20 protein-coding genes and 1 pseudogene are annotated in these 24,762 nt (G+C 66.2%); 11 read left to right on the forward strand and 10 right to left on the reverse strand.

Annotation, left to right across the window (positions count from 1 at the left end):
- The first annotated feature begins 87 nt into the window (after nucleotides 1-87).
- The 3 genes from EHV23_RS02150 to EHV23_RS02160 all read left to right on the forward strand — a co-directional run bounded on the left by EHV23_RS02150 (nucleotide 88) and on the right by EHV23_RS02160 (nucleotide 2,290).
- Nucleotides 88-1,053 (forward strand): RpnC/YadD family protein, encoded by a 966-nt coding sequence (locus tag EHV23_RS02150; RefSeq protein WP_125094509.1) that lies wholly within the window; start codon nucleotides 88-90, stop codon nucleotides 1,051-1,053.
- Nucleotides 1,054-1,075: 22 nt separating this feature from the next.
- Nucleotides 1,076-1,768 (forward strand): hypothetical protein, encoded by a 693-nt coding sequence (locus tag EHV23_RS02155; RefSeq protein ID WP_125094510.1) that lies wholly within the window; start codon nucleotides 1,076-1,078, stop codon nucleotides 1,766-1,768.
- Between the two features lie 183 nt (nucleotides 1,769-1,951).
- Complete coding sequence (locus EHV23_RS02160; protein WP_125094511.1) at nucleotides 1,952-2,290, forward strand: DUF4351 domain-containing protein; 339 nt, start codon at nucleotides 1,952-1,954, stop codon at nucleotides 2,288-2,290.
- Between the two features lie 68 nt (nucleotides 2,291-2,358).
- On the opposite strand, the gene EHV23_RS02165 is transcribed toward EHV23_RS02160, so the two are convergent.
- The 6 genes from EHV23_RS02165 to EHV23_RS02190 all read right to left on the reverse strand — a co-directional run bounded on the left by EHV23_RS02165 (nucleotide 2,359) and on the right by EHV23_RS02190 (nucleotide 11,646).
- Entirely contained in the window at nucleotides 2,359-3,615 is a 1,257-nt protein-coding gene (locus EHV23_RS02165; RefSeq protein ID WP_125094512.1) for a S66 peptidase family protein, read from the reverse strand.
- A gap of 250 nt (nucleotides 3,616-3,865) precedes the next feature.
- Nucleotides 3,866-5,107, reverse strand: a complete 1,242-nt coding sequence (gene gltS / locus EHV23_RS02170; RefSeq protein ID WP_125094513.1) for a sodium/glutamate symporter — start codon at nucleotides 5,105-5,107, stop codon at nucleotides 3,866-3,868.
- Nucleotides 5,108-5,289: 182 nt separating this feature from the next.
- Entirely contained in the window at nucleotides 5,290-6,468 is a 1,179-nt protein-coding gene (mltB, locus tag EHV23_RS02175; RefSeq protein WP_125094514.1) for a lytic murein transglycosylase B, read from the reverse strand.
- Between the two features lie 1,019 nt (nucleotides 6,469-7,487).
- On the reverse strand, nucleotides 7,488-9,539 hold the full coding sequence (locus EHV23_RS02180) for a transglutaminase TgpA family protein (RefSeq protein ID WP_158615793.1): 2,052 nt from the start codon (nucleotides 9,537-9,539) through the stop codon (nucleotides 7,488-7,490).
- Between the two features lie 100 nt (nucleotides 9,540-9,639).
- Entirely contained in the window at nucleotides 9,640-10,704 is a 1,065-nt protein-coding gene (locus EHV23_RS02185; protein WP_125094516.1) for a DUF58 domain-containing protein, read from the reverse strand.
- 18 nt (nucleotides 10,705-10,722) lie between these two features.
- Nucleotides 10,723-11,646 (reverse strand): AAA family ATPase, encoded by a 924-nt coding sequence (locus EHV23_RS02190; protein WP_125094517.1) that lies wholly within the window; start codon nucleotides 11,644-11,646, stop codon nucleotides 10,723-10,725.
- Between the two features lie 721 nt (nucleotides 11,647-12,367).
- Here EHV23_RS02190 and EHV23_RS02195 point away from each other — a divergent pair.
- The 3 genes from EHV23_RS02195 to EHV23_RS02205 all read left to right on the forward strand — a co-directional run bounded on the left by EHV23_RS02195 (nucleotide 12,368) and on the right by EHV23_RS02205 (nucleotide 14,960).
- A complete protein-coding gene (locus EHV23_RS02195; RefSeq protein WP_125094518.1) occupies nucleotides 12,368-13,117 on the forward strand; it encodes an electron transfer flavoprotein subunit beta/FixA family protein in 750 nt (249 codons plus the stop codon).
- A gap of 31 nt (nucleotides 13,118-13,148) precedes the next feature.
- The gene (locus tag EHV23_RS02200; protein ID WP_125094519.1) at nucleotides 13,149-14,084 is read left to right on the forward strand and encodes an electron transfer flavoprotein subunit alpha/FixB family protein; all 936 of its coding nucleotides are present in this window, start codon (nucleotides 13,149-13,151) and stop codon (nucleotides 14,082-14,084) included.
- 267 nt (nucleotides 14,085-14,351) lie between these two features.
- Nucleotides 14,352-14,960, forward strand: a complete 609-nt coding sequence (locus EHV23_RS02205) for a hypothetical protein (protein WP_125094520.1) — start codon at nucleotides 14,352-14,354, stop codon at nucleotides 14,958-14,960.
- Nucleotides 14,961-14,972: 12 nt separating this feature from the next.
- On the opposite strand, the gene paeA is transcribed toward EHV23_RS02205, so the two are convergent.
- The gene (gene paeA / locus EHV23_RS02210) at nucleotides 14,973-16,307 is read right to left on the reverse strand and encodes a polyamine export protein PaeA (RefSeq protein ID WP_125094521.1); all 1,335 of its coding nucleotides are present in this window, start codon (nucleotides 16,305-16,307) and stop codon (nucleotides 14,973-14,975) included.
- Nucleotides 16,308-16,860: 553 nt separating this feature from the next.
- On the opposite strand from paeA, the gene rpsP reads away from it, so the two are divergent.
- The 3 genes and pseudogenes from rpsP to trmD form a co-directional block, all read left to right on the forward strand.
- A complete protein-coding gene (gene rpsP, locus EHV23_RS02215) occupies nucleotides 16,861-17,121 on the forward strand; it encodes a 30S ribosomal protein S16 (RefSeq protein ID WP_125094522.1) in 261 nt (86 codons plus the stop codon).
- Nucleotides 17,122-17,156: 35 nt separating this feature from the next.
- Entirely contained in the window at nucleotides 17,157-17,864 is a 708-nt protein-coding gene (gene rimM, locus EHV23_RS15475) for a ribosome maturation factor RimM (protein WP_203228853.1), read from the forward strand.
- Between the two features lie 255 nt (nucleotides 17,865-18,119).
- Nucleotides 18,120-18,761: pseudogene (gene trmD, locus EHV23_RS02230) on the forward strand (tRNA (guanosine(37)-N1)-methyltransferase TrmD); the annotation flags it as partial.
- Nucleotides 18,762-18,788: 27 nt separating this feature from the next.
- Here trmD and EHV23_RS02235 read toward each other — a convergent pair.
- On the reverse strand, nucleotides 18,789-19,376 hold the full coding sequence (locus tag EHV23_RS02235) for a methylated-DNA--[protein]-cysteine S-methyltransferase (RefSeq protein ID WP_125094523.1): 588 nt from the start codon (nucleotides 19,374-19,376) through the stop codon (nucleotides 18,789-18,791).
- Nucleotides 19,377-19,633: 257 nt separating this feature from the next.
- Between EHV23_RS02235 and rplS the strand changes: the two genes are divergently transcribed.
- Both rplS and EHV23_RS02245 read left to right on the forward strand, forming a co-directional pair.
- On the forward strand, nucleotides 19,634-20,035 hold the full coding sequence (gene rplS / locus EHV23_RS02240) for a 50S ribosomal protein L19 (protein ID WP_125094524.1): 402 nt from the start codon (nucleotides 19,634-19,636) through the stop codon (nucleotides 20,033-20,035).
- 93 nt (nucleotides 20,036-20,128) lie between these two features.
- Entirely contained in the window at nucleotides 20,129-20,821 is a 693-nt protein-coding gene (locus EHV23_RS02245; RefSeq protein ID WP_125095468.1) for an NUDIX hydrolase, read from the forward strand.
- A 111-nt stretch (nucleotides 20,822-20,932) separates the two neighbouring features.
- On the opposite strand, the gene EHV23_RS15145 is transcribed toward EHV23_RS02245, so the two are convergent.
- Together EHV23_RS15145 and rsgA are read right to left on the reverse strand one after the other, a co-directional pair.
- Nucleotides 20,933-23,203 carry a hypothetical protein gene (locus EHV23_RS15145; protein WP_158615794.1) on the reverse strand — a complete coding sequence of 757 codons (2,271 nt, stop codon included), beginning with the start codon at nucleotides 23,201-23,203 and terminating at the stop codon, nucleotides 20,933-20,935.
- A 434-nt stretch (nucleotides 23,204-23,637) separates the two neighbouring features.
- The gene (gene rsgA, locus EHV23_RS02260; protein WP_148098589.1) at nucleotides 23,638-24,495 is read right to left on the reverse strand and encodes a ribosome small subunit-dependent GTPase A; all 858 of its coding nucleotides are present in this window, start codon (nucleotides 24,493-24,495) and stop codon (nucleotides 23,638-23,640) included.
- Between the last annotated feature and the right edge of the window lie 267 nt (nucleotides 24,496-24,762).

Genomic DNA, 24,762 nt, shown 5'->3' on the forward strand with positions numbered 1-24,762 from the left:
CAGGCGTGGCAGATTGCCTGCCCGTCTCTTGCCTGCGCTGATGAAATGCCCGGGTCGGAACTACCTGCCCGGACCCGGGCCTTTATCATGAGCAACAGCCCTGCGCCGCCCCCGCGCCGGCGGCGCATCAACCACGACCAGAACTTCAAGGATCTGGTTCTCGACTTTCCGCAGGCTGCCCTGGCGTTCTTCCTGCCACAGGAAAGGATCACGCTGGACGATGACCTGATCATCACCCCCATCCGTCAGGAAACCACGCGACGGCGCCTGCGGCATCGCACGCTGCTGCTGGATGTGCCGCTGAAGGTCGTCTGGCGTGATGGCAGCCGTCCGCCGCTGGTGGTGCTGTTCGAGTTCGAAAGCAGGACATCGCGCTTCGACCCGCACCGGCTGCACGAGTACGTGGCCCGCGAAGCCCGCATGGAGAAGACTTTGCGGGCACTGGCGGTTGTGATCTTTCTGCACCGTGGCAAAATCAGCAGCAGCATGACCCTCGCCGGCGACCATCTGCCCGGCCTGACCTTCAGCTGGGTGACCTGGCAGCTGGGCGCCATGGACGCGAGGGACCAGGCCGACAGCCCCAACATCATCGCGCGGCTGACCTCGGTCTGCATGAAGCGGCCTGCCGATGCGCTGTCACGGGTGCATGTGTATGGCCGGGCGGTGCGCGGCCTGCTGACGCTGACATTCGATCCGGGCCTGCACCGCAAGCATCTGGACTTTCTCGAAGACTATCTCAGCCTCGACGCCGATGAATGGCGTCTGTTCGAACAGCTTTACGACATGGAGAGCAAACACATGGGTGCATTCAGGGAACGCTGGCTGGAGGAGGGACGCCGGCAGGGGATCGCGCAAGGGATCGAGCAGGGGGTGGCACAAGGGTTTGCCCAGGGTGAACAACGGCTGCTGGCCAGACTGCTGGCCCGCAAGTTTGGCCCACTGGATGATGCCACCGAAAACCGTCTGCGCAATGCCAGTACGGATGAGATCAACCGCTGGACAGACCAGATTCTGATTGCACGGACGCTGGACGAGGTGTTTCGCCTGCAGTGAGACCTGTGTCACGGCAGGGGCCATGCAGCGTCCTGCACAGGTGCCTCCTGTCAGGCCGCAGTTCCGGCTGGTCGGCGGGACGCTGACCGGGCAGGGCAGGCGTGATGAAGTAGGGGAAGCGCCGGGCTGCATCGACGGACGACAGTGTCCGACTCGTGACTTCCCGGTAATCGTCAGCTGGAGAAAGGTGACCCTGATGGCCGCCATGACCGCTGCCCTGGCTGCCTGCGGCGGCGGGGGTGGAGGCGGTGGTACGCCTGCCCCGCAAAGCAGCAATGGCAACACGGGCGCCATCAGCAATGGCGGCGGCGGTACGGTTCTGGCACGGATCAACGCCTGCTCGAATGGTGGCGGCGGAACGGGTGTGGTCGCGTGCGTGGTGGGTGCCTACAAGGGCACCGATCCGGTCACGAAGCAGGAATGCACGGTGGACATCGCGTCCGATTATCGGGTGACGTTCCGGAATCCGAACCATCTCTATCAGTTCCAGGAGCCGGAAACGCCGTTCTTCTACAGCAAGGTCGATGGCGGAGTAGGTATTCCCATTCTCCTGATGAGTTTCAAGAGTACCAGCAACGGAATCGCCTTCCAGATAAAAACGGGTTTCGATCATGGGGGGGCGAACATCACCGCGCAATACGTGGATCTGACGGTCGAGGCCGCTGAAACCGATACGACGGCCCGCTACGAAGGCACCTGCCGCGTGCCGGCCTGACGTTCGGGAACGCCCCGGAAGGGGAATGAATGTCCGCAGTATGGATGCATCCCTGATCGCGCTGGACTCGGCTTTCAGGTGCAACGCCCCATCTCTGGCCCAGCGTCAGGTGGGGCGCTCTGGTTTGGTGAGGCCCATCCGCCAGGGGGCGTCGAAGCCGCGCTTCTGGCACCATAGCTGATCATGGACACGCCGCTGCGGGTAGCCAGCGAGTGGCGTCTGTACGAACAGCTTTATCCAACGGAGAACAGGAAGATGGGTGCATTCACGCAACGCTGGCTGGAGAAGGGGCGGCAGGAGGGGATTCTGCTGGGGACGGAACGCGGTATCGAGATTGGCGAGGCGCGTGGTTTCCTGACCGGCCAGCGTCAGACAGTGACCCGACAGCTCGCCCGTCGTTTCGGCCCGCTGGATGCCGAAGTGGAGGCTCGCCTGTCCGCCGCTACCAAGGACGAACTGGACTACTGGGCCGATGCGCTGCTGACGGCCAGATCCCTGGACGAGGTGTTCCGGCTGCAGTAGTGCCCTGGCTGCTGCACCATGCACCATGGCCTGCAGCAGCTGGCCACCGTGGTTTTCCGTGCGGGTGCTCAGTCGTGCGTCTGTCCGCACCAGCACTGCCAGCTCTGGTGCGAAGGGCTGTTCGCTTCGGGAACCAGCGAGGCGCCGAACAGGGTGCGGGGCGCCGTTTCTGTGGAAGCTGTGTTTTGATGGCCCGGATCCTTTTCGCCTGGTTCGGTAGCACGTTGCGCCGCAGCATTCGCCCCGACACGGTCCGGCACGGGGCTGCCTGATCTGGGGTTGTCTGCTTCAGGGAGTTTAGCCCCAGTGTTGCCCGATGCAGGCGGCCCATCTGCGCCGGCTCCGTCATCCGGGGTCACGGGCGCGGCCCCGTGCCCATGTGGCAGCACCAGATAGCAGGTCCGCCGGTCTACCGCCAGCCCGACGAAGGCGCCGTGGGGCAGTGTCAGCGTGGTGGCTTCATGCCCGAAGGGCAGGCCGGTGATGATGGGGGTAGACGTTTGTGTGCGCAACCACTGCCAGACCCGCTTCATCGTATAGCGGTCGCCCTCGGCCTGCTTCCAGGTGAAATGTCCCAGCACGATGGCACGCTGCCGGTCCAGTACGCCCGTGTGCAGCAGCTGCGTCATCATCCGCTCCACCCGGTAGGGATGTTCGTTCACCTCTTCGATGAACAGGATGCCGCCATCCACCCGCGGAAAATACGTACTGCCCAGCAGCGAACACACGAGGCTCAGGTTGCCCCCCCACAGCACGCCCTCCGCCTCGAAACCCGAGGGCGCGCCGTCGCAGCGAAAGCCCACCAGTTCCAGCCGGTCCGACAGCGCATCGGCCAGTGTTTCCAGCGTGGTTGCATCCACATCGGCCGGGTTCTGTGCGTCGAAGTGTGACACCAGTGCCGGTCCGGCCCAGGTCGTTGCCCCGGTTTTGGCCAGCATGGCCAGATGGAAGGCCGTGAAATCCGAAAACCCCAGCCACTTCTTGCCACTGGCCGCCAGCGCCTCGAAGTCGAACCGCTCCAGATAGCGCGTCAGCCCATAGCCCCCGCGGCTGGCCATCACCACCGGCGCCGCCGAAGCCGCTGCCCGGTTGAACGCTTCCAGCCGGGTTTCATCATCCCCGGCAAACCGCTGCTGGTACGTGGCCAGTGCCTTCGGGTCCAGCGTCAGACGGAACCCGTGCCGCTGCAGGAACTTCCGCGCCCGCTGCACCCGGCTGCGGTCGGCAATCGACCCGGATGGGGAGATCACATAGATGTCCCGCGCATGGGGCGGAAGGTCGAGCTGCAGGGGAGATGCGGCGGAAGATGAGGCAGGGGAAGGCATGGTGAGAGAGGCCCGATTGCATCGAAGTCGTCTTCCATGAAGACAGGGCCTGACGGACATGGGAAATCACAGGTCCGGCAAGTGTACCGGCTTTGTGCCGTCTGGCATAAACCCGTCAGACACGAAAAACGCGGCCCGCAGAATCATCCACAGGCCGCGTCACAGGAGATGCGGGCTCCGCAACGGCCGGCGCCCCCGAAGAGGCGCCCTTGCCCGATCTGCCGTTGCAGCAGCTATCCCCGACCGGGTATCAGTGATGCCCCAGGAAGTTCGCAAACCCCGTCAGGATGAAAGCATTCACGAAGTCGATGAAGAAGGCGCCCACCATCGGCACGATCAGGAACGCCTTGTGCGACGGCCCGAAACGCTCCGTCACCGACTGCATGTTGGCCACCGCCGTCGGCGTGGCGCCCAGCCCGAAGCCGCAGTGACCGGCTGCCAGTACGGCCGCGTCATAATCGCCGCCCATGAAGCGGTAGGTGGCATAGTAGGCATACACCGCCATCACCACCGTCTGCACCGCCAGGATGATCAGCATCGGCAGCGCCAGATCCAGCAGCTGCCAGAGCTTGAGGTTGAGCAGCGCAATGCCGAGGAACAGGCTCAGCGACGCATTGCCGAACACGTCGATGGCCCGGTCGAACATGTTGACCTTGAAGGCGCCCGTCAGGATGTTGCGCAGCAGCACCCCGAACAGCAGTGCCCACACGAACTGCGGCAGCGTGAACTTCGGCGGGAACAGTGCCTTCACGTCCGGGTGCACCATGAAGGCCGAGAAGGCCAGACAGGCGGCAAACAGCGCCATCGTTTCCACGGCCGAATTGGCCGTGATCAGCCGGCGCTGGTCGGCGTGCTCGAACACGTCGTCGGCATATTCATTGCCGGTGTCGGCGCTGCCCGAACCCCCGGTGATGGGTTTCATGCCCATGTTGTTGATCAGCTTGCGGGCCACGGGGCCACCGATCAGGCCGCCAAGCACCAGACCGAAAGTGGCTGCAGCCATACCCAGGTCCGTCGCACCGGCAATGTGGTGCTGTTCTTCCAGCACCTTGCCCCAGGCACCGGCCGTACCATGGCCACCCGTCAGCGTGATGGAGCCCGTCACCAGGCCGATCAGCGGATCCAGCCCCAGCGCCGAGGCGAGGCCCACGCCCACCGCGTTCTGGATCAGGATGAACACGCTCACCACCGCCAGAAACACCACCAGGCCGATACCCCCGGCCTTGAGCCGCGAGAAGTCGGCACTCAGGCCGATGGACGAGAAGAAGATCAGCATGAAGGCATCCTGCAGGCCCTTGTCGAAGGCAAACGACATGCCCGTGCTGGCATGCAGGATGTAGATGATCATGGCGGCCAGCAGCCCCCCGGCCACCGGCTCGGGAATGTTGAAGTTCTGCAGGAACCTGATCCTGTCCACCATCAGGCGGCCCACCAGCAGTACCAGGGTGGCAATGATCAGCGTGAAATACGGGTCGATGGTTATCGGGTCCATGAACGGCCTTTCAGGGGAGAGACGGGGCGTTCGCGGGCCACACACCGAACAGGGAATACCGGCATCGGCGCCCGCAACACAGGGCGCCATTCTATCAACCGCCCATCCCCGTCGCCGTGTCTCCGGGCCGTGTGCCGAAGGCTTCGGGGCCTTGCTTAAGGGAAAACCCTGAGCAAACGGACTCAGGGGGTACGGCCGGCGCGCAGCGCCCCGGCCAGTTCCGTCACGGCCATGGCGTAGAAGAACGAGCGGTTGTAGCGCGTGATGGCATAGAAATTGCCCGTGCCGATCCGGTACAGGGCCGGATTTTCACCCTGGGGCAGGTCCACCAGCATCAGCGGCTCGTCGGCGGGCAGATTCAGCGGACTGGTGAAGCCGGCGGCGCGCAGGTCCGCAATATCCAGATCCGGCTTCGGCCCCCGGGCGAGCAGCGGCTCCGGCTGGGCATTCTCAGCCACTTCGGTGGGATAGAGGATGGGCAGATCCCGCTTCCAGCCATGAATGGCCAGAAAACGTGCAACGCTGCCGATCACATCCACCGGGCTGCCGATCAGGTCGATGCGCCCATTGCCATCGAAATCGGTGGCGAAACTGCGGATACTGCCCGGCATGAATTGCGGCATGCCGATGGCCCCGGCGTAGGAGCCCAGCGGCGCCCGCGGATCCAGCCCGTTCTCGCGGCAGTACAGCAGGAATTCCTCCAGCTCGCGGCGGAAATACGGTGCCCGCGCCGGATAGTCGAAGGCCAGCGTGGCCAGCGCCTGCAGCACCGAAAACTTGCCCGTATTGCGCCCGTACAGCGTCTCCACCCCGATGATCGCCACGATCACCTCCGGCGGCACCCCGTGCTCGGCCGTGGCCCGCTGCAGCGTGTCCACATGCTGCTGCCAGAACGCCAGCCCGCCGTCGATGCGCACCGGCTGCAGGAAACGCGCCCGGTAAACCTGCCAGTCAGGCTTTGGCCTGGGAGGCGGGGCAGGGGACTGAGCTGGAACGGTAGCCTGGGCCGCTGCAGCGGGCAGATCGGGAGAGGGCAGGGCCAGTCCGTTCGGGGCCTTCGCACCCTCCGCGTTTCCGGCCGACCCGGTTCCATTGGCCCCTCCTGTCGTGCCCGTCACGCCTGCTGCGCCGCTCTCATTCCCACGGGCCGGCACGGGGGCTGGTGGCGCAGGCGGGGGAGGAGGGGGCGGCGGTGGCGCAATCAGCGCCAGCGTCCGTGCATTGGGCGTCACCTCCGCAAACAGCGTCTGCAGCGCGGCCGCATCGAAACCATGCTGCGCCACCATCTCGCCGATGAATATCTGCACCTCGGGCCGGTTTCCATAGTTATCGGGGGCCGGCACCATGTTGCGGGATGGCATGTCGTTACGGCCATGGGCCGCAGCGGCCGCTGAGACTCCCACACCCTTTGCTTTTGCCGCTGTGCCCGTTGCACGCAAGGCGCGCGTCACTATCGTGTCCGCTCCCGTCCCGGCGCCCGCCCGGTTCCTGCCTGACGGTTGATTCCCCGGGTAAGAAACGGGAGCAGCCCTTCCTGCTCCGTGCCCGGCCATTGTCCTTTTCGGGGCGCCCTGTGCAGCAGGCACATGTTTCCTGGCCGCTGTTGTCTCGCGCGGTTCTGTATCCCTGCCATGGCTTGCACCAACCGCTTTGCCATGGGACATACCTGCGGCCTTCCCGTTGGACGTACCCATGGCCTTGTCATGGCGTGCACGGGAAGTCTGGCCATGGAGAGCATTCGCCGCTTTCCCATGACGCGAACCGGATGATGCCTTTTTTGGCTTCGCCCCCTTCTTCGCCACGCTCGGCCTGACTGGTGTTCCCGGTTCGGCTCCCGTCTTTCCCGATGCCTTCAGTGCAGTTGCTGGCCTTCCGCCCCCTTCGTGTGCCGCATGGGCCAGTGACGGAACGGAAACCATGCCCAGCAGGGCCAGACTCAGACAGAGGGGAGCAAGACGCACGGCAGTTTCACAAAAAAGAAAAACGCGGGCGGCGCAACCGCCCCCGCACAAGACAAGCGACGCGGAGCGGGATACCCATGCGGCGATTTCGCGGTACGCGTGAACGACTTTCTGACGGGCGGGGCGCAGCCCTGGTTGTCGGAAAGTGTTTTAGCGCTGAAGGTTTGTTGACCACGACGCAGGTCGTGGGCAACAAATCTTCAGTGAGCGTATGAGCCGCAGGGGTATCCCGCTCCGCGTCGCGTGCCGCAACGAAGCCGTCTTCCATGTATCGCAACACCCGTTGAAGTCGTCCTTCGTGTATCGCGACACTCACCGAAGCCTTCTTCCATGCATCGCAGCATTCACCGAAGCCGTCTTCCGCACATCGCGACCCCCATCGAAGCCGACTTCCGCGTACCGCAACCCACAAACACCCCCTACGGCCGAAACACCCGCACCATCTTCCGCAACCCGGCCAGCATCTCCGCCGGATGGCCGCCCAGATCGTAGCGCATCCGGTTGTACGTGGCGACAATATCGTGCGCCAGCGCCGCATTGTCGGCATCCAGCAGACGGTCCACACGGTACAGATACTGGTTCGCTGTCTCATCTGGCAGACGGTCTGCCCCAATGGCCGCCAGCTTGTCACAGAAAACCCCGAACGCCTGCTCCACCGGATCCACCGGCTGCCGCGCCCGCAGCGTGAACAGCGCCGTCACCGCCAGGGTCAGCGCCAGCGCACCCGCCATCACCCCCGCCAGCATCTGCCAGCCATCCGACCCCAGCCCAAGCCGGTCTAGCAGCCGCCGCTGGCTGTTGCGATCATACGAAAGCAGCCACAGATTCCAGTGATGCGTGATGCCGTCCAGACTCAGTGACCAGCTGCGCGACAGATCTGCCGCTGCCTTTTCCAGCCCGTTCTGCCCCTGCGCCTTCACCGACTCCAGCGTCCCCTGCTGGATGCGCTCCGGCGCCACCGCCGCCGTCGGGTCCACCCGCAGCCAGCCCTCCTGCGGATGCCAGATCTCGGCCCAGGCATGCGCATTGGCCTGACGAACGATCCAGTAATCATCCTGGGTGTGATGTTCAGCGCCCTGATAGCCTGTCACCACCCGGGCCGGCACCCCCATGGCCCGCATCAGGAACACGAACGCACCACTGTAATGTTCGCAGAAGCCCGCCCGCGTACCGAACAGGAACTCATCGATGCTGTTGCGGCCCAGCTTCTGCGGCTGCAGCGTGTAGTGGAAATTTTCCTGCCGGATCCACGTCAGTACATGCCGGGCCAGCGTGTTGGGGTCGTCGCCCAGCTGCATCCGCCACTGCCGCGCCAGGGCCAGCGTGCGCGGGTTGAAGCCCGATGGCAGCTGCAGCCAGTCCTGCAGGCTGGCCGGACTCTGGTTCAGCCCCGTATAGGCGCCCGGATGCGACTGTGCCGCAAAGCGCGTGCGCTCGGCCAGCGGTGACTGGCGCATCCATTCCAGCGTGGGCAGCACGGCCGTGATGTCGCCCGCCACCTCGGGGGCTGCCGTCGTGGTGTCCAGCCCCAGCAGCCAGCGGTGCGAGCTGGGTTCGCGGGTGATGGTGTAGTGCAGCGCCTGCGCACCCGGCTGGAGGCGGATTTCCGGGGCGGGCTGATGCTGCAGCGCCGCCGGGGGCAGGGGACTCCAGGTGCGGCCGTCGAAGTAACCGAAACTTGGACCACGCCAGTACATGTCCGAAGTTTCGGGTGCGCCCTGGGCAAACTCCACCCGCATCACCACCTCATTGGACTGCGCCAGGCTGGAAAAATCGCCGGGCGACATCGATTCCGACAGACCGGTGGTGGAACTGCCTTCCTTGTGCTGCTGGCCCCACAGCGGTCCGCCCGGCCGCGGGAACAGCACGAACAGGATGGCGGCCAGTGGCAGTGCCTGCAGCAGCAGCACGACGGACTGCCGCAGCCGCGTGCGCACGCCCACCTCGGCCTGGCTGTACTGCATGGTCAGCAGCACGGCCAGCAGTGCCGGCAGCACCAGCAGCGTCCAGAGCCCCATCAGGATGCCCTGCGAATGCAGGTACGCGGCCAGCAGCAGGAAGAAACACAGGAAGACGGTGATGAAGAAATCCCGCCGGGTGCGCATCTCCAGCAGCTTCATGCCGAGAAACAGCAGCACCAGCGCCACGCCTGCTTCCTGCCCCACCAGCGTGCGGAACTGTGCATACACCGCGCCCACCACGGCCAGACTGGCCAGCATCCGCACCACCCGGCCCGGCAGCGGCCGTCCGGACAGCAGCAGTCCCAGCCGCCAGCAGAACAGCAGCGCAAAGCCGGCCGTGCACCAGAAGGGCAGGTAGAAGGCATGGGGCGCCACCGACAGCAGCGCCACCGCCAGCAGAAACAGCGTGTCGCGCCGGTCGCGTTCCCAGGTGCCGCCCAGCGTGCCACCCAGCGCCCGCAGCGAGGGGCGCAGCCGGCGCTGCAGGGGGGAGTCGGTGTGTGCCGTCATGGTCTGGGGTTTCTGCACTGAAGGGGCCGCGACGCGTGTCGTTGCAGGCTGCCGGTCATGCCGGCCTTGTCGGACCGGCTGGAGAAGGCGGTGCGGTGCGTCATGGTGTGTGCCCCGACTGGGGGGCTGCCGTGTTCGGGGGCTGCGGCGCGACATGGGGAGCCGCTGCGGCCACGGGGGTCTGTGCCCCGGGCGGCAGCGTACGTCCCAGACTGCTGGCCGAGCCCTTTTCGCCAAAGCGGGCCAGTGCCTCCAGGCAGGCGGCACGCTGTCTGGGGCCGCGGTCGGTGTCGAAGCGGCGGCTGGGCAGCTGCAGCACATAGGGCTGCTCGGCCTGTTCGGCCTGCTCGATCCAGCGGGTCAGGCGCGACAGGCGGGTTTCCACATCCAGCCCGGGCGGCAGCTGCGCCCAGTCGAACACCAGTTCACCGCCTTCCCCGCCGTCGGAAAATTCGCGGGTCTGGGGCATTCCCTGCGGATGGCGGGCGATGGCCCGCCAGGCCAGCCTTCGCAGCGGGTCGCCGGGGCGGTAGGGGCGCAGATGGCTGAAATCATCGCCGCCATGCTGGTGCTGCTCGGCGTGGCCGGTGGGATCATGCGCCTGGGGCAGCGGGGCCGGCGGGTTTTCCGGGGTGGGCCAGGCCAGTACGCCGGCGGCCGGATGCCACCAGGTCCATACCCGCCACAGGCCCAGCGGAAAGTCGGACCACAGACGCAGGCGCGGGGCCGGCTGCCAGCCGCGTCGTTCGGTTTTGAGGGCCACCGACACGATCTGCTCGGCATCGGCGGCGATGTCTACCGTCTGCACCTCGGTGTTGCGGCCGGTATCCAGATGGATGGCGTAGCGTGCCAGCCCGCCTGGGTTGAGGAAGGTGAGATTCAGCTCGGCCGTGTCGCCGGCATGGACCGGATCACCCCGGCCCGGTCGCAGCACCAGCCCCGCCAGATTGCGCCAGGCGTGAAACAGCGACACCAGCGAGGCGCCCACCAGCACGAATACCAGCACATAGCCGAGACTCAGCCCGTAGTTGATGGTCAGCAGCAGCATCGCGCCCAAGGCCGCGCCGAAGACCATGCCCATCCGCGACGGCAGCACATAGACGCGGCGGCGGGTGAGCGGGAAGTCGCCTTCCCAGGGGATGGCACTGCGGCGGAAGAGGCGCATGGTTCATTGGGGGAGACGTCAGGGCACCGCCACCGCTTTCTGCAGCTCGGCCACCAGTTCGGCGCGGGCGCGATGGTTGGTGGCAGCGCCCCGGGCGGGCTTCAGACGGTGACCGGCCACCGGCAGCAGCACGGCCTGCACGTCGTCGGGCAACACGTGGTTGCGGCCATCGAGCAGCGCCCAGGCCTTGGCAGCGCGCAGCAGTGCCAGCCCGCCGCGCGGGCTCAGCCCCTCGGCAAACAGCGAGGAACGGCGCGAATGGGTGAGCAGGTTCTGCACGTAATCGATCAGCGGCCCCTGGGCCTTCACTTCGGTGACGGCCTGCTGGATCTGCAGCAGTTCCTTCGGCGACAGGATGGGCCTGAGATCCTGCAGCCAGGAGCGCCGGTCACGGCCTTCCAGAATGGCACGCTCGGACTTGGGGTCGGGGTAACCCAGTTCCACGCACATCAGGAAGCGGTCGAGCTGCGATTCGGGCAGCGGGAAAGTACCGATCTGGTCCTGCGGGTTCTGGGTGGCGATGACGAAGAAGGGGTCGGGCAGCCGGTGTGCCGTGCCCTCCACCGACACCTGCCGCTCCTCCATGGCTTCGAGCAGGGCGCTCTGCGACTTGGGCGAGGCGCGGTTGATCTCGTCGGCCAGCAGCATCTGCGTGAACACCGGGCCGGGCATGAAGGTGAAGCGCTGCTCCTGCTGGCGGTAGATGGTCGAGCCGGTGATGTCGGCCGGCAGCAGGTCGTTGGTGAACTGGATGCGCTTGTACTCCAGCCCCAGCGTGCGGGCCAGCGTGTGCGCCAGAGTGGTCTTGCCCACGCCGGGCAGGTCTTCCAGCAGCAGGTGACCGCGGGCAAACAGGCAGGCCAGCGTCAGACGAACCTGCAGCGGCTTGCCGACGACGACCGCGCCGATCTGCATGGCGACTTCCTGGATCTTTTGCAGCATGAGGGCGATCTGGAGGGTGAGAGGGTGGCTGGAAGGAGAGACCGGACCGGGGGCCGGCCCGGAAATCCGGCCCGGAAATGCCGGCACGGACATGACGACACGGACATGACGACACGGACCTGGCGGGCGGATGACAGAGGCCAGAAACAGCCCCTGCCCGGCGTCCGCCCGGGACAGGATCCGTCGGACCCGCAGGGTATCAGCAGGCTCTGTGCTCCGGACACGGCCGGGCTGACAGCCGGTTGACGCCAGCCTGCCGGAGCGCAGCGTACGGGCCAGTGAGCCCGGCATGGGGGCATCGGCCCTGTCAGCGCGCGGGTTCGTGGCCAGCGCGGAAACGCATGAGTGCTTGTGCGGCATGCCCTGCTGGTGGGCTGTTCCGGAAACAGAAACGGGCACGCAACAGAAAACGGCACGGTTCGGGTGACAGACAGCAGGACGGTCCGGCGACAGGCAGCAACGCTGTTCCCGGTACGGGCATGCGGCGTCGCGCAGGGGCGGTCTATATAATGACGCCGTGAAAAATTCGGGGCGGCCGGGCGCAATGCCGCATCGTGCGCCCTGCCGGCACATGGCAACGCACCGGATCGCCCGGGTACGGGAATCAGGGTGCCGCAGACGCTCTGCAGGGGGCTCCCGGGGGCACTGCGCCCGCACGCTACGTCGCTGCATTTCTGGTATCGGCCCGGGTACCGGCCGCCTCCTTTAACGGACCTGTCTCATGAAAATTCTGGTAGCAGTCAAGCGAGTCGTTGATTACAACGTCAAGGTCAGGGTCAAGAGCGACAACACCGACGTGGACATTGCCAACGTCAAGATGTCGATCAACCCCTTCGATGAAATCGCCGTGGAAGAAGCGGTGCGCCTGAAGGAGAAGGGGGCGGCCACCGAAGTGGTGGCGGTATCGTGCGGGCCTGCAGCCAGCCAGGATGCGCTGCGGACCGCGCTGGCCATTGGTGCCGACCGTGCCGTGCTGGTCGAGACCGACGCCGTGCTGCAGCCGCTGGCCGTGGCCAAACTGCTGGCTGCCGTGCAGGCGAAGGAGCAGGCCGGGCTGCTCATGCTGGGCAAGCAGGCCATCGACGATGACGCCAACCAGACCGGCCAGATGCTGGCCGCACTGCTGAAGCTGCCGCAGGCCACCTTCGCCTCGAAGATCGAAGTGGCCGACGGTCAGGCCACCGTCACCCGCGAGGTCGATGGCGGCATGGAAACCGTGTGTCTGCCGCTGCCGGCGGTGGTGACGGCCGACCTGCGCCTGAACGAGCCACGCTACGTCACGCTGCCCAACATCATGAAGGCCCGCAAGAAGCCGCTGGAAAAACTGTCGCCGGCCGAACTGGGTGTCGATCCGGCGCCGCGCCTGAAGGTGCTGAAGGTGACCGAGCCGCCCGAGCGCCAGGGAGGCGTGAAGGTGGGCAGCGTGGATGAGCTGGTCGAGAAACTGAAGAATGAAGCCAAGGTCATCTGACCGCCAGGCGCAACGGAACAAGGAGTGACCCATGGCAGTACTGGTAATTGCCGAACATGACGACAGGGATCTGAAACGTGCCACGCGGCAGGCAGTGAGCGCCGCCGGCAGGCTGGGCGGCGACGTGCACCTGCTGGTGCTGGGTAGCGGCGTGGATGTCGTGGCCCAGGCCGCGGCAAAGGTGGCGGGCGTGAGCCAGGTGAAGGTGGTGGACGATCCGTCGCTGGCCCATCAGCTGGCCGAAGCGGTGGCTGCCCAGGTGGTGGCCCAGGCCGCCGGCTACAGCCACGTGGTGGCGGCAGCCACGGCGCATGGTCGCGACTTCATGCCGCGCGTGGCGGCGCTGCTCGATGTGGCGCAGATTTCGGACGTGACCGGCATCGATGCCCCCGATACCTTCCGCCGCCCCATCTACGCCGGCAATGCCATTGCCACCGTGCAGAGCGCCGACCCGGTGAAGGTACTGACGGTGCGTGGCACCTCGTTCGACGAGGCGCCGGCCGACGGGGGTTCGGCCGCCGTCGTGAAGGAGGCCGCCGTGCCGGTCGATGGCCCGCAGGCCACCTTCGTGGGCCGCGAGAGTGCCGGCAACGAGCGGCCGGAACTGACGGCTGCCACGGTGATCGTGGCCGGAGGCCGCGGACTGGGCAGTGCCGAAAAGTTCCATGAGGTGCTGGAACCGCTCGCCGACAAACTGAATGCAGCCCTGGGCGCCTCGCGCGCCGCCGTGGACGCCGGCTATGCTCCCAACGACTGGCAGGTGGGGCAGACCGGCAAGATCGTCGCGCCGCAGCTCTACATCGCGGCCGGCATCTCCGGTGCCATCCAGCACCTGGCGGGCATGAAGGACAGCCGCATCATCGTGGCCATCAACAAGGATGCAGAAGCCCCGATCTTCGGCGTGGCCGACTACGGCCTGGTGGCCGACCTGTTCGAGGCGGTGCCGGCGCTGACGGCAAAGCTCTGAGTGCCTGTGGGGCGGGGCCGCTCCATCCACGTCCCCCGGCATCTGCCGGAAGAACACCTGAGTGCCCGCGGAGCGGGGCTGCACCTCCCGGCCCCGTTCCGTTTTGTGAACTGCATCACCCTGTTTTTGTTGGGATTTTCGACGATGCAAAGCCGTCCGACGTTTTCGCAGATAACCGGGGTTTTGCGCTTGCGGTTTTGAAAACCGCCGATCAAACTTGCCGGCCACTGGTGCCTTCCCGGGCGCCGTTCGTCAGGAGAGGTTGGCATGAAATCGCAATTCACGGCAGGCCGCATCCCGGCCGCTGCAGCAGGTGTTCAAGCCCGCGGCGCACAGGCCGCGGCATCCCGTTCTTCCCGTGTCGTGCTGTCGTGTGCCGCGCTGGCGCTCGGCGGCCTGCTGGTGGCCGGCAACGCCCGGGCCGAGTCGGTCACCCGCGTCTACCAGTCGCGCATGCCGGACGGCTCGGTGGTCTTCGGTGACAAGCCGGCCCAGGGGGCCGTGCAGCACGAAGGGCGTGACTACCGTCTGCCCGACGCCCCGCCGGCCGCCACGCTGGAGGCCGAGCGCCGCAACTGGTCCGAACAGAATCGCGCTTTCGAGCAGCGCTACACCGACCGGCTGGCCATCGAGGCCGCCAAACGCCAGCAGGCCCAGCAGGATGCCCTGTTGAAGGCCCTGGTCGGTGGTCTGTCGGTGGCCCTGTCGCCGTCCGATACGCTGCTCTATGGCGGGGTGCCCGTCTGGGGGCCGGGCGCACGCCCGGTACCGCCCATGGTGGGGCAGGGCAGTGCCTATCGCAGTTCGCCGGGCGCGGTGAATGGCCGTGGTGCACCGTTCCTGTCCAGTGGCTTCCAGGCACACGGGCCGAACTGAACCGGCGCTGCTTCAGGCCTGCTCCGCGTCGCCGTCCGGCGCGGGCTCCGGCTCCTTCACCCGGGTGACCAGCAGCTGGTCGATGCGGTGGTGGTCGATGTCTACCACCTCGAACTTGTAGCCCCCGTAGGTGACGGTGTCGGTCAGCTTGGGCATCCGGCGCAGGCTGTACATCATGAAGCCTGCCAGGGTTTCGTAGCTGCTGTCTTCGGGCAGCTCCTCGATGTCCAGCGCACGCAGCACGGTTTCCACGGGCGTCAGGCCATCGATCAGCCAGCTGTTGTCGTCGCGCTTGACGATCTGCCGCTGGTTGTCGTTGACCAGATCGCCCATCACCGTGCTCATCACGTCGTTCAGGGTGATCAGCCCCACCACCAGGGCGTATTCGTTCAGCACGATGGCGATGTCGTCGCGGCTGGCGCGGAAGTGGTTGAGCAGCTCGGACAGCGTGAGCGAATCCGGGATGGTCAGCACCGGCTTGATCCACGGAGCGCCCCTGAGTGTCAGTGGCTCGTCGTTCAGGATGCGGGCCAGCAGGTCCTTCGATTCCACATAGCCGACGATGCGGTCGATTTCCTCGTCGCAGACCAGGAAGCGCGAATGCGCCAGCTGGGCGATCTGGTCGCGGATCTCCTGGTCGGTCTCCTGCAGCGTCAGGTAGGCGATGCTCTCGCGGGTGGTCATGGCCGACGACACCAGGCGCGACTCCAGCTCGAACACGTTCTCGATCAGGTGGTATTCGGTATCGGGCAGCACACCGGCCTCGGCGCCGGCGTCCACCACGGCCGAGATGTCGTCGAAGGTGAGTTCGTCGGTGCGCTGGGCGGGCAGCCCGAACAGCGAAATCAGTTTGTCCGACAGCGTGTTGAAGATCCACACCAGCGGCTTGAACATCACGATGCAGCCATGCAGCGGACGTACCAGCCGGCGGGCCAGTTTTTCGGGGGCCAGCATGGCCAGCCGCTTCGGCAGCAGGTCGGCAAACAGCACGAACAGGCTGGTCACGGCCAGGAACGACAGGGTGGTGGACAGGGGCTCCAGCCAGGGGCCGTCGTAGACGGGTTTGATCAGGTCGCTGAAGCTGGGGCTCAGCGCCGATTCACCCACGGCACCGGCCAGGATGGCCACGGTGTTGATGCCGATCTGCACGGCGGTGACGAACTGGCCGGGGCGTGACTGCAGGGCAAGGATTTCCTTTGCCCGCTCGTCTCCCTCATCGGCCAGCACCTGCAGCTTGATGCGGCGCGAGGCGGCCAGCGAGATTTCGGCGGCCGAAAAGAAGGCACTGCCCAGAACGAGCAGCAGCAGGATGAACAGCTGTTGGGTGGGACTGAAACTGAAATGCAAAGCTAGGCTCCGGATACGGACGGCCCGGGCGTGCCGGGAGGTATCCGATCAGCCGGGTGCTCCGGTGGGGCCGGCAAAAACAGCTTGGCAGGCACGCATCTAGGGGCGTGCGTTTCAGACGTGATCAGACCTTTCCGGTGAGGAATGGGTACCTCGGGGTCATCCGAACCCAAAGCTTAACCATTTTGTGTGATTTCGGCCACTGCCGGCCGACTGCCGTCATGGACGGCGCCCCGGGTTCATCATTCCTGCGACAGTGAAAGGGGCATGCGGACGGAAAACGGGGCCGCCTCGTCAGTACACGGCCGGGGCCTGCCGGGAACGAATGGGTTCAAACGTGTTTCAGGCCGCGTGGGTGGGCGCGACGCGTATCAAAAACATGACAAGAGCGCGCTGGACCTATACAATCAAGAGTTTCCTCATCATCGGGTTCTGGATGTCCGGCTGCCTTGGGCCTTCGGACGTACGGGGCCCGGCAGTCAGAGGTTCTGGTCAGTCCCGGTGTCCGGGTGCCAGGCCCTTTGTACATCGGCTGGTATTCGGAGATATCTCAATGGTCGTCGTTCGTCTTTCCCGTGGTGGTTCCAAGAAGCGCCCCTTCTACAACATTGTCGTGACCGACAAGCGCAACCGTCGCGACGGCAGCTTCATCGAGCGTCTGGGCTTCTACAACCCCGTGGCTTCCGAGAAGGACCAGCAGGGCCTGCGTCTGGACCTGGCCCGTGTGCAGCACTGGGTCTCCCAGGGCGCACAGCTCTCGCCCAGCGTGGCCCGTCTGGCCAAGCAGGTTGGTGCCCAGCAGGCCGCTGCCTGATTTCGCGGGGTCTCCCGTGATACCGGGGCTGGCGCATGGCTGATCCGCAATGGATCGGCGTTGGCCGCATCCGCGGCAGCCATGGCGTGCACGGTGCGGTGAAAATCGAGCCCTGGGCGCCTGCATCCGGGTCGGTGCTGCGTCATGCCCGACGCTGGCGTCTGGTCGAGTCTGCTGACGCGGAAGCGCCAGTTGCCGTTGCGGGCGGGGCTGTGCCCGCACGGCAAGCCTTGGAGGGCAGACGTGAGGAAGGTCCGGTTGCTGATGCAGGCGGCGCTGTTCACGCACCGGTGTCAGGTTCCCGCGCAGCGGCTCCTTCCTCGCGCACGGCCCCGTCGCTGCCGGGGCGCTCCCGTCCCCTCGTCCTGCCCCAGATCGTCCGGCGTGGCCGCTGCCGCGTGCAGGGCGACATGCTGGTGGCCGAGCTGGTGCTGCTCGATGGCCAGCCTGCGCTCACGCGCGAACAGGCCATGGCCCTGAAGGGGGTCGAGCTGCAGGTCGACCGTGCCGACTTTCCGCCGGCCGACGAGGACGAGTTCTATCATGCCGATCTCATCGGCTGCGAGGTGATCGGGCAGGGTGGCGCACGACTGGGTACCGTGGTGGCCGTGGACGATCACGGCGCCCAGCAGGTGCTGCGACTCGATGACGGCCTGCTGATCCCGTTCGTCGAGGCCATCGTGACCACGGTGGATCTGGCGGCACGGCGCATCGAGGTCGACTGGGCAGCCGACTGGCGCTGATGCATTCCCGTGGACTTCGAGATCATCACCATCTTCCCCGACCTGATCGAAGCCATTGCGCCCTATGGCGTGGTGGGGCGTGCGCGTCAGCAGCCCCCGGTGGGGCAGCAGCTTCCAGTGGCGCAGCAGTCCGGGGAGGCGTTGCCGCAGGGAGATCTGTCTCAAGGGGAACGGCAGCCCCTGCATCCTGCCTCTCCGGCAGAGGATCCTCCGGTTCGCAGTTCTCGTGTCCGGCATGCGCCCGATGCCTACTTCCTGCGCTGCTGGAATCCGCGTGACTACACCTTCGACAACTATCGCCGCATCGATGATCGTCCCTATGGGGGCGGGCCGGGCATGGTGATGCTGGCCGAGCCACTGCTGCGCTGCCTGGCCGATCTGCGCGGGACGCGGGCGCGGGAGGGGCGGCCACCGCTGCCGGTCATCTATCTGTCACCGCAGGGGCAGCATTTTTCGCAGTCGCGGGCACAGCGGCTGGCGGCCTCGCCCGGCGCCATTCTGCTCTGCGGCCGCTACGAGGCCATCGACCAGCGTTTTCTGGATGCCGAGGTCGATGAAGAGATATCCATGGGCGATTTCGTGGTGTCGGGCGGCGAATTGCCGGCCATGCTGCTGCTGGATGCGGTGGTACGGCTGCTGCCCGGTGTGCTGAACCACGGCGAGTCGGCCGAGCAGGATTCCTTTGCCGACGGGGCGCCGGCCCAGCGGCTGCTCGACTGCCCGCACTACACCCGGCCCGAGGTGCTGCCGCCGGGCCTGGTGGGCGACGTCGATCCGGCCGTGCCGGCCGTGCTGCTGTCGGGCAATCATCGCGACATCGACCAGTGGCGCCATGCGCGTGCGCTGGAGGCCACCTGCGCCAAACGGCCCGACCTGCTGGTGGATCTGGGCAGTTGATGGGGGTTCCGTTACCCGGTCCATCCGTCACCCGGCCCATCCGTTGTCGGCCGGCACGATCTGCGGCTCCCGTTCTGCATCGAACAGGCCGGGCTCCCGGTCAGGGGCGGTTTCGCCGCGCTCATGGGCCAGCAGCCAGTCCTTGCGCTGCATGCCGCCGGCATAGCCGGTCAGCGAGCCGTCCTTGCCAATGACCCTGTGACAGGGAATGACCACGGCTATCCGGTTCGAGCCGATGGCCGCCCCCACCGCGCGCACGGCATCGGGACGCCCGAGACGTTCGGCCATGGCCTGATAGTGGGTGGTGTGGCCAAACGGAATCGTGCCCAGTTCAGCCCAGACCCGTCGCTGGAAATCGGTGCCCGGGGTGTGCAGGGCGATGTCGAAAGCATGACGGGTGCCCTGGAAGTATTCGGCAATTTCGCGGGCAGCCTGGCGCGTGTGTTCGTTTTCGCGCAGTACGGTGCGTGCCCGCAGGCGCTTCTCCAGGTCGCGGCTTTCGCGCTCGATCCGTTCGGCACGGGCAAATTCGAGCAGGCAGACGCCCTGGTCCGTGGCGCTGACGTACATGGGGCCAAGCGGCGTGGAAAAGCGCTGGCTGCAGATGAGGGTCATGGCGTGTCTCCTGGTTTTGTTGCCGGCTGCCCGCAGGTGCTGGCATCTGTCACTGATCCGTCACGGGAAACGTTCCGGGGCCAGCTCATTCATCCTGATCCCGGGGCCAACGCGCTCGCAGACTTTTGCAGCGTCCTCCTCTGGTGCAGCGACTCATCGACATGCTATCATCAGCAGCTTGACCTGACTGCATCCTCTGGCTGGGCACAAACCCTTTCCAACAACAGCCCCGTGCATGATGCCATGGAGTTATCGTCATGAATCTGATCGCCCAGCTCGAACAGGAAGAAATTTCCCGCCTCGGCAAACAAATCCCCGCCTTTGCTCCCGGTGACACCGTGGCCGTGGCCGTGAACGTGGTGGAAGGCTCGCGCAAGCGCGTGCAGGTGTACGAAGGCGTGGTCATCGCCAAGCGCAACCGGGGTCTGAACAGCGCCTTCACCGTGCGCAAGATCTCCTCGGGCGAGGGCGTCGAGCGTACGTTCCAGCTGTACTCGCCGCTGATCGCCAGCATCGAGGTCAAACGTCGTGGTGACGTGCGTCGTGCCAAACTGTACTACCTGCGCAACCTCTCCGGCAAGAAGGCCCGCATCAAGGAAAAACTGCCGGCCCGTACGCAGGCTGCCAAGACCGCCACTTCGGAAGCCGCCGGAAACTGATCGGCCCGGCAGGGCCGACGGCAACGCAGGGGTATCCCCGTGCAAGCCTCGTCAAACCCTGTTTTCGATCCGGCCCGGGCGCCGCTCGCCGCGATGCCCGCCGGGTCTCCCAGGCAACCGCTGTCCGACCATCGCCTGCAGGGCGAATGGATCCGGCAGCGGTTTTTGCATCCGCCGTCCCGGTGGTCGCTGGAGGCCGAAAGCAATGCCGAACGCCCGACCGGCGAAGGGCTGCTGGACAGAGATTCCCCGGCCCTGATTCCCGCTGCCGTTCTGGTTCCGCTGCTGCCCACTCCTGACGGGCTGCAGGTGCTGCTCACGGTACGCAGCAACCGGCTGCGCAAGCACCGCGGACAGATTGCCTTTCCCGGTGGCCGCCTCGATGCCGGTGATGCGTCGGTGGAGGCGGCGGCACTGCGCGAGGCCCGTGAGGAAACTGGTCTTATGCCCGCGCAGGTTTCGGTGCTGGGCACGTTGCCCACCATGGCCACGGGCACGGGTTTCTGGGTCACGCCGGTGGTGGGGCTGCTCGATGCAGCCGTGCGGCTGGACGGGCTGACACTGTCACCCGATGAGGTGCAGGAAGCCTTTCTGGTGCCGCTGGCCTTTCTGATGAATCCGGCGCGGCACCAGCGTCGCATCGGCCGCTGGCAGCAGCAGGGTCAGACCGTCCAGCGCTCCTTCCTTGCCATGCCCTGGCGGGCACCGGACGGCCGTTCCTACTTCATCTGGGGCGCAACGGCGACGATCCTGCGCAATTTCTACCACTTCCTCGCCGCGGACTGAGGTTCGTCCCGGTGTTCAGGGCTCCGAATGGCACCTCATCCATCCAGAGCCCTGGCCGTGCATCACGGCGTCATGACCTCACACGGTCCCTCGGTTTTGCGGCGTCAGGCTTCACGGCTGCCCGCCTGCAGAAGCCTTCTGGATGGCCTTGCGTACTAGCGCCTTGCGTTGCTGCGTCCGCAGGGACTTCGCCGACTGTATCTGCTGCTGGCTGATATCCGTCATCCAGTAGCGAACCTGACCGGGTTGTCCGCTGGATGTCAGGTCGTCAGTGACGCGGATGCCCCGAAAGGTCAGCGGCAGGTCCAGGCGCCATTCGGCGGGCACTTCCCAGCGGCTGCAGGTGGTCCGTCTGGTCTTCAGCACCTCCTGCTGCAGGCACAGCCAGAACTGCCGTTCATACGGCGCCTGCTGGGCGACGCTCTGGACCGACAGGGCCACTTTTTCGCCCTGCACATTGGTCCAAGTCTGCACGGCCGGCTCCGGCGGCACCATGCGGTCGGCGTACAGGCTGGTGTTGTGGTCGGTGGAGAGACTCACCGTGCCATCGCCGGGCGTCTGTGTACCGTCCGGGATGATCGGACCATAGCCCGCTTCTGCTTTTGCATGCACGCTGCTTCCCAGGGTGAGCAGTTCCCGGCCGGGCACCGGATCGCCGTCCACGCCGAACAGGAAACGTCCCGGCGTGAAGAAGCTGTCCTGCCCGTCATGATAGCCGTCGAAGTACCGGCCCATGTGCGCTTCGAGCGTCAGCGCTGCCGTCAGGCTGTTGAACGCGAAGCCCGGGTATTGCTGCGTGTATTCCTGATGCAGGAAGCTCGTGAACTGGGTGTGATAGTGGGGCGGAGAGGGAGGATTGTCGCGGTCGGATGGCTCCTGGAAGCTGGACCAGCCCTCGATGCCGGGCGGCACCCCTTCCTGCTGGATGGCATGACCATCCGGGCCGGGGCCGCTCCACAGGCTGGCGGACCATCCACGATAGGCCTCGCCCAGTCCCCAGGGAACGATTTCCACGATCTGGGTCAGGGCGGCAGCCACGGCGTCGCCACGCACCCCGTTCGGCCCAACCGCCGGGTTGGCATAGCCCGGGTAGGCGGCGGATGACTGCCAGTACAGCTGTCTGTCCGCGCGGTCCGGTGCCTCTTTGGTGGGGGTGTCGCTGGCCTTGCGGCCATCGGCCACGTACAGGCCACGATACTCGAGGTTGCCGCCCGTATCCACATTCTCCGGCACCTGCCAGATGGTGCAGGTCAGCCGCTGCAGCTCGGGCAGCTGCGTGTTCAGGCACAGTCTCGCCTCCCGTGCGCTGGCACCGGCGAGCAGCAGCAGCTGCAGCCTGCTGCCATCGGGCTGCTGCCATTCCTGAATCGCGTCATTGAAGGAGAAGCGGCCATCGAAGCCGATGGTGCGGGGCGTGCCCGGGGCGCTGAACTGCTGGGTGCGGGGGGTCTTGCCGTCGGCGACCTGGACCGATGCCGTGCGCGTCAGGGCAATCGAGACCTTGTCGCGGAAACCCTCGTACTGGCGTCCTTCGTATCTGGGCAGGAAGTAGCCCTCTCCCGTGATTTCCATGGGGAGCGTGACATTCAGGGCCGCAAAATCGGTGCTGGTGCTGGTGCTGGTGCTGGTGCTGGTGCTGGTGCTGGTGCTGGTGCTGGTGCCGGCCGTGTCCGTGCCGCTTCCGGCCGTGCTGGTCGTGCTGGTCGTGCTGGCCGCGCCGGAGGGAATGGCCTGGGTGTCGAGATTGTAGGCGTAGTGCCGGTCGTCCTGTCCGGATTTCGTGAGTGACTGGCCGCCGAGCACGTTGGGGCGCTTGCCCAGCGCGTCCAGATCCGGGCTGCCTTTCGGGCCAGGGCCCTGCCAGGGATAGGCAGGCCAGACCCGGGCGGTTGGCGTCTTGCCGTTCCATTGGGTGCCTTCCAGCAGCATGGCCTGCAGCACCCTGCCACTGATGCCTTTCGCGTCGATGGCCACGGGGCCGGCGGCGGATGCCGTCGCGTTCCCGTCTGCCTTGCCGGCGGCAGCCGTACTGCTGTCTGCTGCGCTGCCGCTGGCCGTTCCGGTGCCATTGACCGGCTGGCTGCTGCCTGCCGCTGTGCTGCCGTTGGCCTGCTGGCCATCGCGCTGTCCGGCATGGGATGCCGGTGCCCCGGAGGTGGCCTTGACGGTCGGTTGCTGGTCTGTCGTCGGGGTGCCGTCACCGCAGCCGGCCATCAGGCAGGCCAGCGCGGCTGCCGTGGCAAGGCCCAGCGGGTGCGGCCGGAACAGGGCATCGTGGCCCCGCGGGTTGCGGTGTGTCCGTGCGCCCGCAAAGCTGCCGGCGGGTGATGCCTGATCGTGACGCGGTGCGCGAGAGGAGGGGGAATGTCCGGTGTTGCCCATGTCCTTTCTCCGTAACGTGGTGGACCCTGTGAAGACCATAGACCCACCCCGTCACGGACAGGGCAAAGATTGAACATTGTTACATTACCCAAGGCTTTTTGGGAGTTTTTGCGAACGCCAATACAACGCGACGTTATGGAATCGTTTCTGGCGGCTTGCAACGCCGCAGTGAATCGTTGCAGGAGGTCGGGGCGCTGTTGTGTGTGTCCAGTGCCTGTCATGGAGGCGGCAACCCAGTTTGTACCCGGACCCATTGATGGGAGGTTCCCAGCGTGTGCCCGGGCGCATGAGTGCGTGTCATGGGCTCTCTCGTTGCCCGCGCTACCCCCGACTGTCTGCTGACCGGGGCCTTGTGCAGGCGAGGCTGTCTCTTGTCAGGCAGGCGGTGCCGGTGATGCACGACTGGGGCCAGTCTGGAGGGGCTGCCTTTTGATTCAGTCGTACTGCGCCAGCTGCTGGAACAGCCTGTAGCGGTGCGCGTCGATCCTGCCCTGCTCGGCCGCTGCCCGGATGGCGCAGCCCGGTTCGTCGTGGTGCATACAGTCGTTGAAGCGGCAGTGGCCCAGGTAGGGACGGAATTCCGGCATGGCGTGCAGCAGCTGCCAGTGACTCAGGTGGGCCAGCTCGAACTGCTGGAAGCCCGGGGTGTCGATCAGCCAGCTCTGGCCGTCGTCGAGCAGGAAGGCCCGGCTGAAGGTGGTGGTATGGCGCCCGCTGGCCAGTGCCTCGGAAATTTCGCTGGTCTGCTGGCCGGCGGAGGGGACCAGCGCATTGAGCAGGGTGGATTTGCCCATGCCGCTCTGGCCCAGCAGGACGGTGCGCTTGCCGGTCAGACGCTTGCGCACCGGTATCAGCGAGTCGGGATCCTTCAGGGCCGAGATGGGCAGCATCGGGTAGCCCAGCTTTTCATAGACGCGGGCACGCGCCTGCACCTCGCTGAAGGTGCGGGTCAGATCCTGCTTGGTGACCAGCACGAGCACGGGAATGCCCTCGGCCGTGAGGCCGAGCAGCAGGCGCATCAGCAGGGCTTCGTCGAACGCCGGGTAGCCGCTGATCAGCACGGCGGCCTGATCGACGTTGGCGGCGATGATCTTCTGGCGGAAGGCATCGCTGCGCATCACGCGGTTGCGGCGGGGGCCGACGCGCTCGATGGCGCATTCGCCGTTGGCCGCATGACGGTACACCACGTGGTCGCCGACCACGCAGTCCACCCGGCGGCCGACCGTCATGGCGGTGATGTATTCGCCGCCATGGTCTGGTGCCAGCAGGAAGTGGCGGCCCCAGGCAGCCATCACGTCGGCTTCCAGCCGGTCGGCGCGGGTCTGGCCACGGTGCGCGAGCTGGGTGCCGGCTTCCGTCTTGCGGCTGAAGGCGCGGGTGCCTCCCGCACGCGGAGCACGCCCCTGACCCCTGCTGGCCAGTGCCGTGGCTTCGTCCTCGTAACGTGCGCCGGGGTAGTCGTCACCAGGCGGGACGGCTTCGGGAGGCGGGAAGGCGGGACGTGCAACGAGCGCTGGCCTGCTGCGGGAATCGCCCGCCTTGCGGGGTCTGGCCCGGGG

The organism is Lautropia dentalis (genome assembly GCF_003892345.1).
Taxonomy (GTDB): domain Bacteria; phylum Pseudomonadota; class Gammaproteobacteria; order Burkholderiales; family Burkholderiaceae_E; genus Lautropia; species Lautropia dentalis.

Bases quoted from the DNA above. Each gene is read 5' to 3' on its own strand.
- rpsP (WP_125094522.1), top strand. From the start codon at position 16,861: ATGGTCGTCGTTCGTCTTTCCCGTGGTGGTTCCAAGAAGCGCCCCTTC.
- EHV23_RS15145 (WP_158615794.1), bottom strand. From the start codon at position 23,203: ATGGGCAACACCGGACATTCCCCCTCCTCTCGCGCACCGCGTCACGAT.
- EHV23_RS02200 (WP_125094519.1), top strand. From the start codon at position 13,149: ATGGCAGTACTGGTAATTGCCGAACATGACGACAGGGATCTGAAACGT.
- rsgA (WP_148098589.1), bottom strand. From the start codon at position 24,495: ATGGCTGCCTGGGGCCGCCACTTCCTGCTGGCACCAGACCATGGCGGC.
- EHV23_RS02180 (WP_158615793.1), bottom strand. From the start codon at position 9,539: ATGACGGCACACACCGACTCCCCCCTGCAGCGCCGGCTGCGCCCCTCG.
- EHV23_RS02245 (WP_125095468.1), top strand. From the start codon at position 20,129: ATGCCCGCCGGGTCTCCCAGGCAACCGCTGTCCGACCATCGCCTGCAG.
- EHV23_RS02150 (WP_125094509.1), top strand. From the start codon at position 88: ATGAGCAACAGCCCTGCGCCGCCCCCGCGCCGGCGGCGCATCAACCAC.
- EHV23_RS02235 (WP_125094523.1), bottom strand. From the start codon at position 19,376: ATGACCCTCATCTGCAGCCAGCGCTTTTCCACGCCGCTTGGCCCCATG.
- EHV23_RS02190 (WP_125094517.1), bottom strand. From the start codon at position 11,646: ATGCTGCAAAAGATCCAGGAAGTCGCCATGCAGATCGGCGCGGTCGTC.
- EHV23_RS02160 (WP_125094511.1), top strand. From the start codon at position 1,952: ATGGACACGCCGCTGCGGGTAGCCAGCGAGTGGCGTCTGTACGAACAG.
- EHV23_RS02155 (WP_125094510.1), top strand. From the start codon at position 1,076: ATGCAGCGTCCTGCACAGGTGCCTCCTGTCAGGCCGCAGTTCCGGCTG.
- EHV23_RS02165 (WP_125094512.1), bottom strand. From the start codon at position 3,615: ATGCCTTCCCCTGCCTCATCTTCCGCCGCATCTCCCCTGCAGCTCGAC.
- EHV23_RS02195 (WP_125094518.1), top strand. From the start codon at position 12,368: ATGAAAATTCTGGTAGCAGTCAAGCGAGTCGTTGATTACAACGTCAAG.
- mltB (WP_125094514.1), bottom strand. From the start codon at position 6,468: ATGCCATCCCGCAACATGGTGCCGGCCCCCGATAACTATGGAAACCGG.
- EHV23_RS02205 (WP_125094520.1), top strand. From the start codon at position 14,352: ATGAAATCGCAATTCACGGCAGGCCGCATCCCGGCCGCTGCAGCAGGT.
- rimM (WP_203228853.1), top strand. From the start codon at position 17,157: ATGGCTGATCCGCAATGGATCGGCGTTGGCCGCATCCGCGGCAGCCAT.
- gltS (WP_125094513.1), bottom strand. From the start codon at position 5,107: ATGGACCCGATAACCATCGACCCGTATTTCACGCTGATCATTGCCACC.
- rplS (WP_125094524.1), top strand. From the start codon at position 19,634: ATGAATCTGATCGCCCAGCTCGAACAGGAAGAAATTTCCCGCCTCGGC.
- EHV23_RS02185 (WP_125094516.1), bottom strand. From the start codon at position 10,704: ATGCGCCTCTTCCGCCGCAGTGCCATCCCCTGGGAAGGCGACTTCCCG.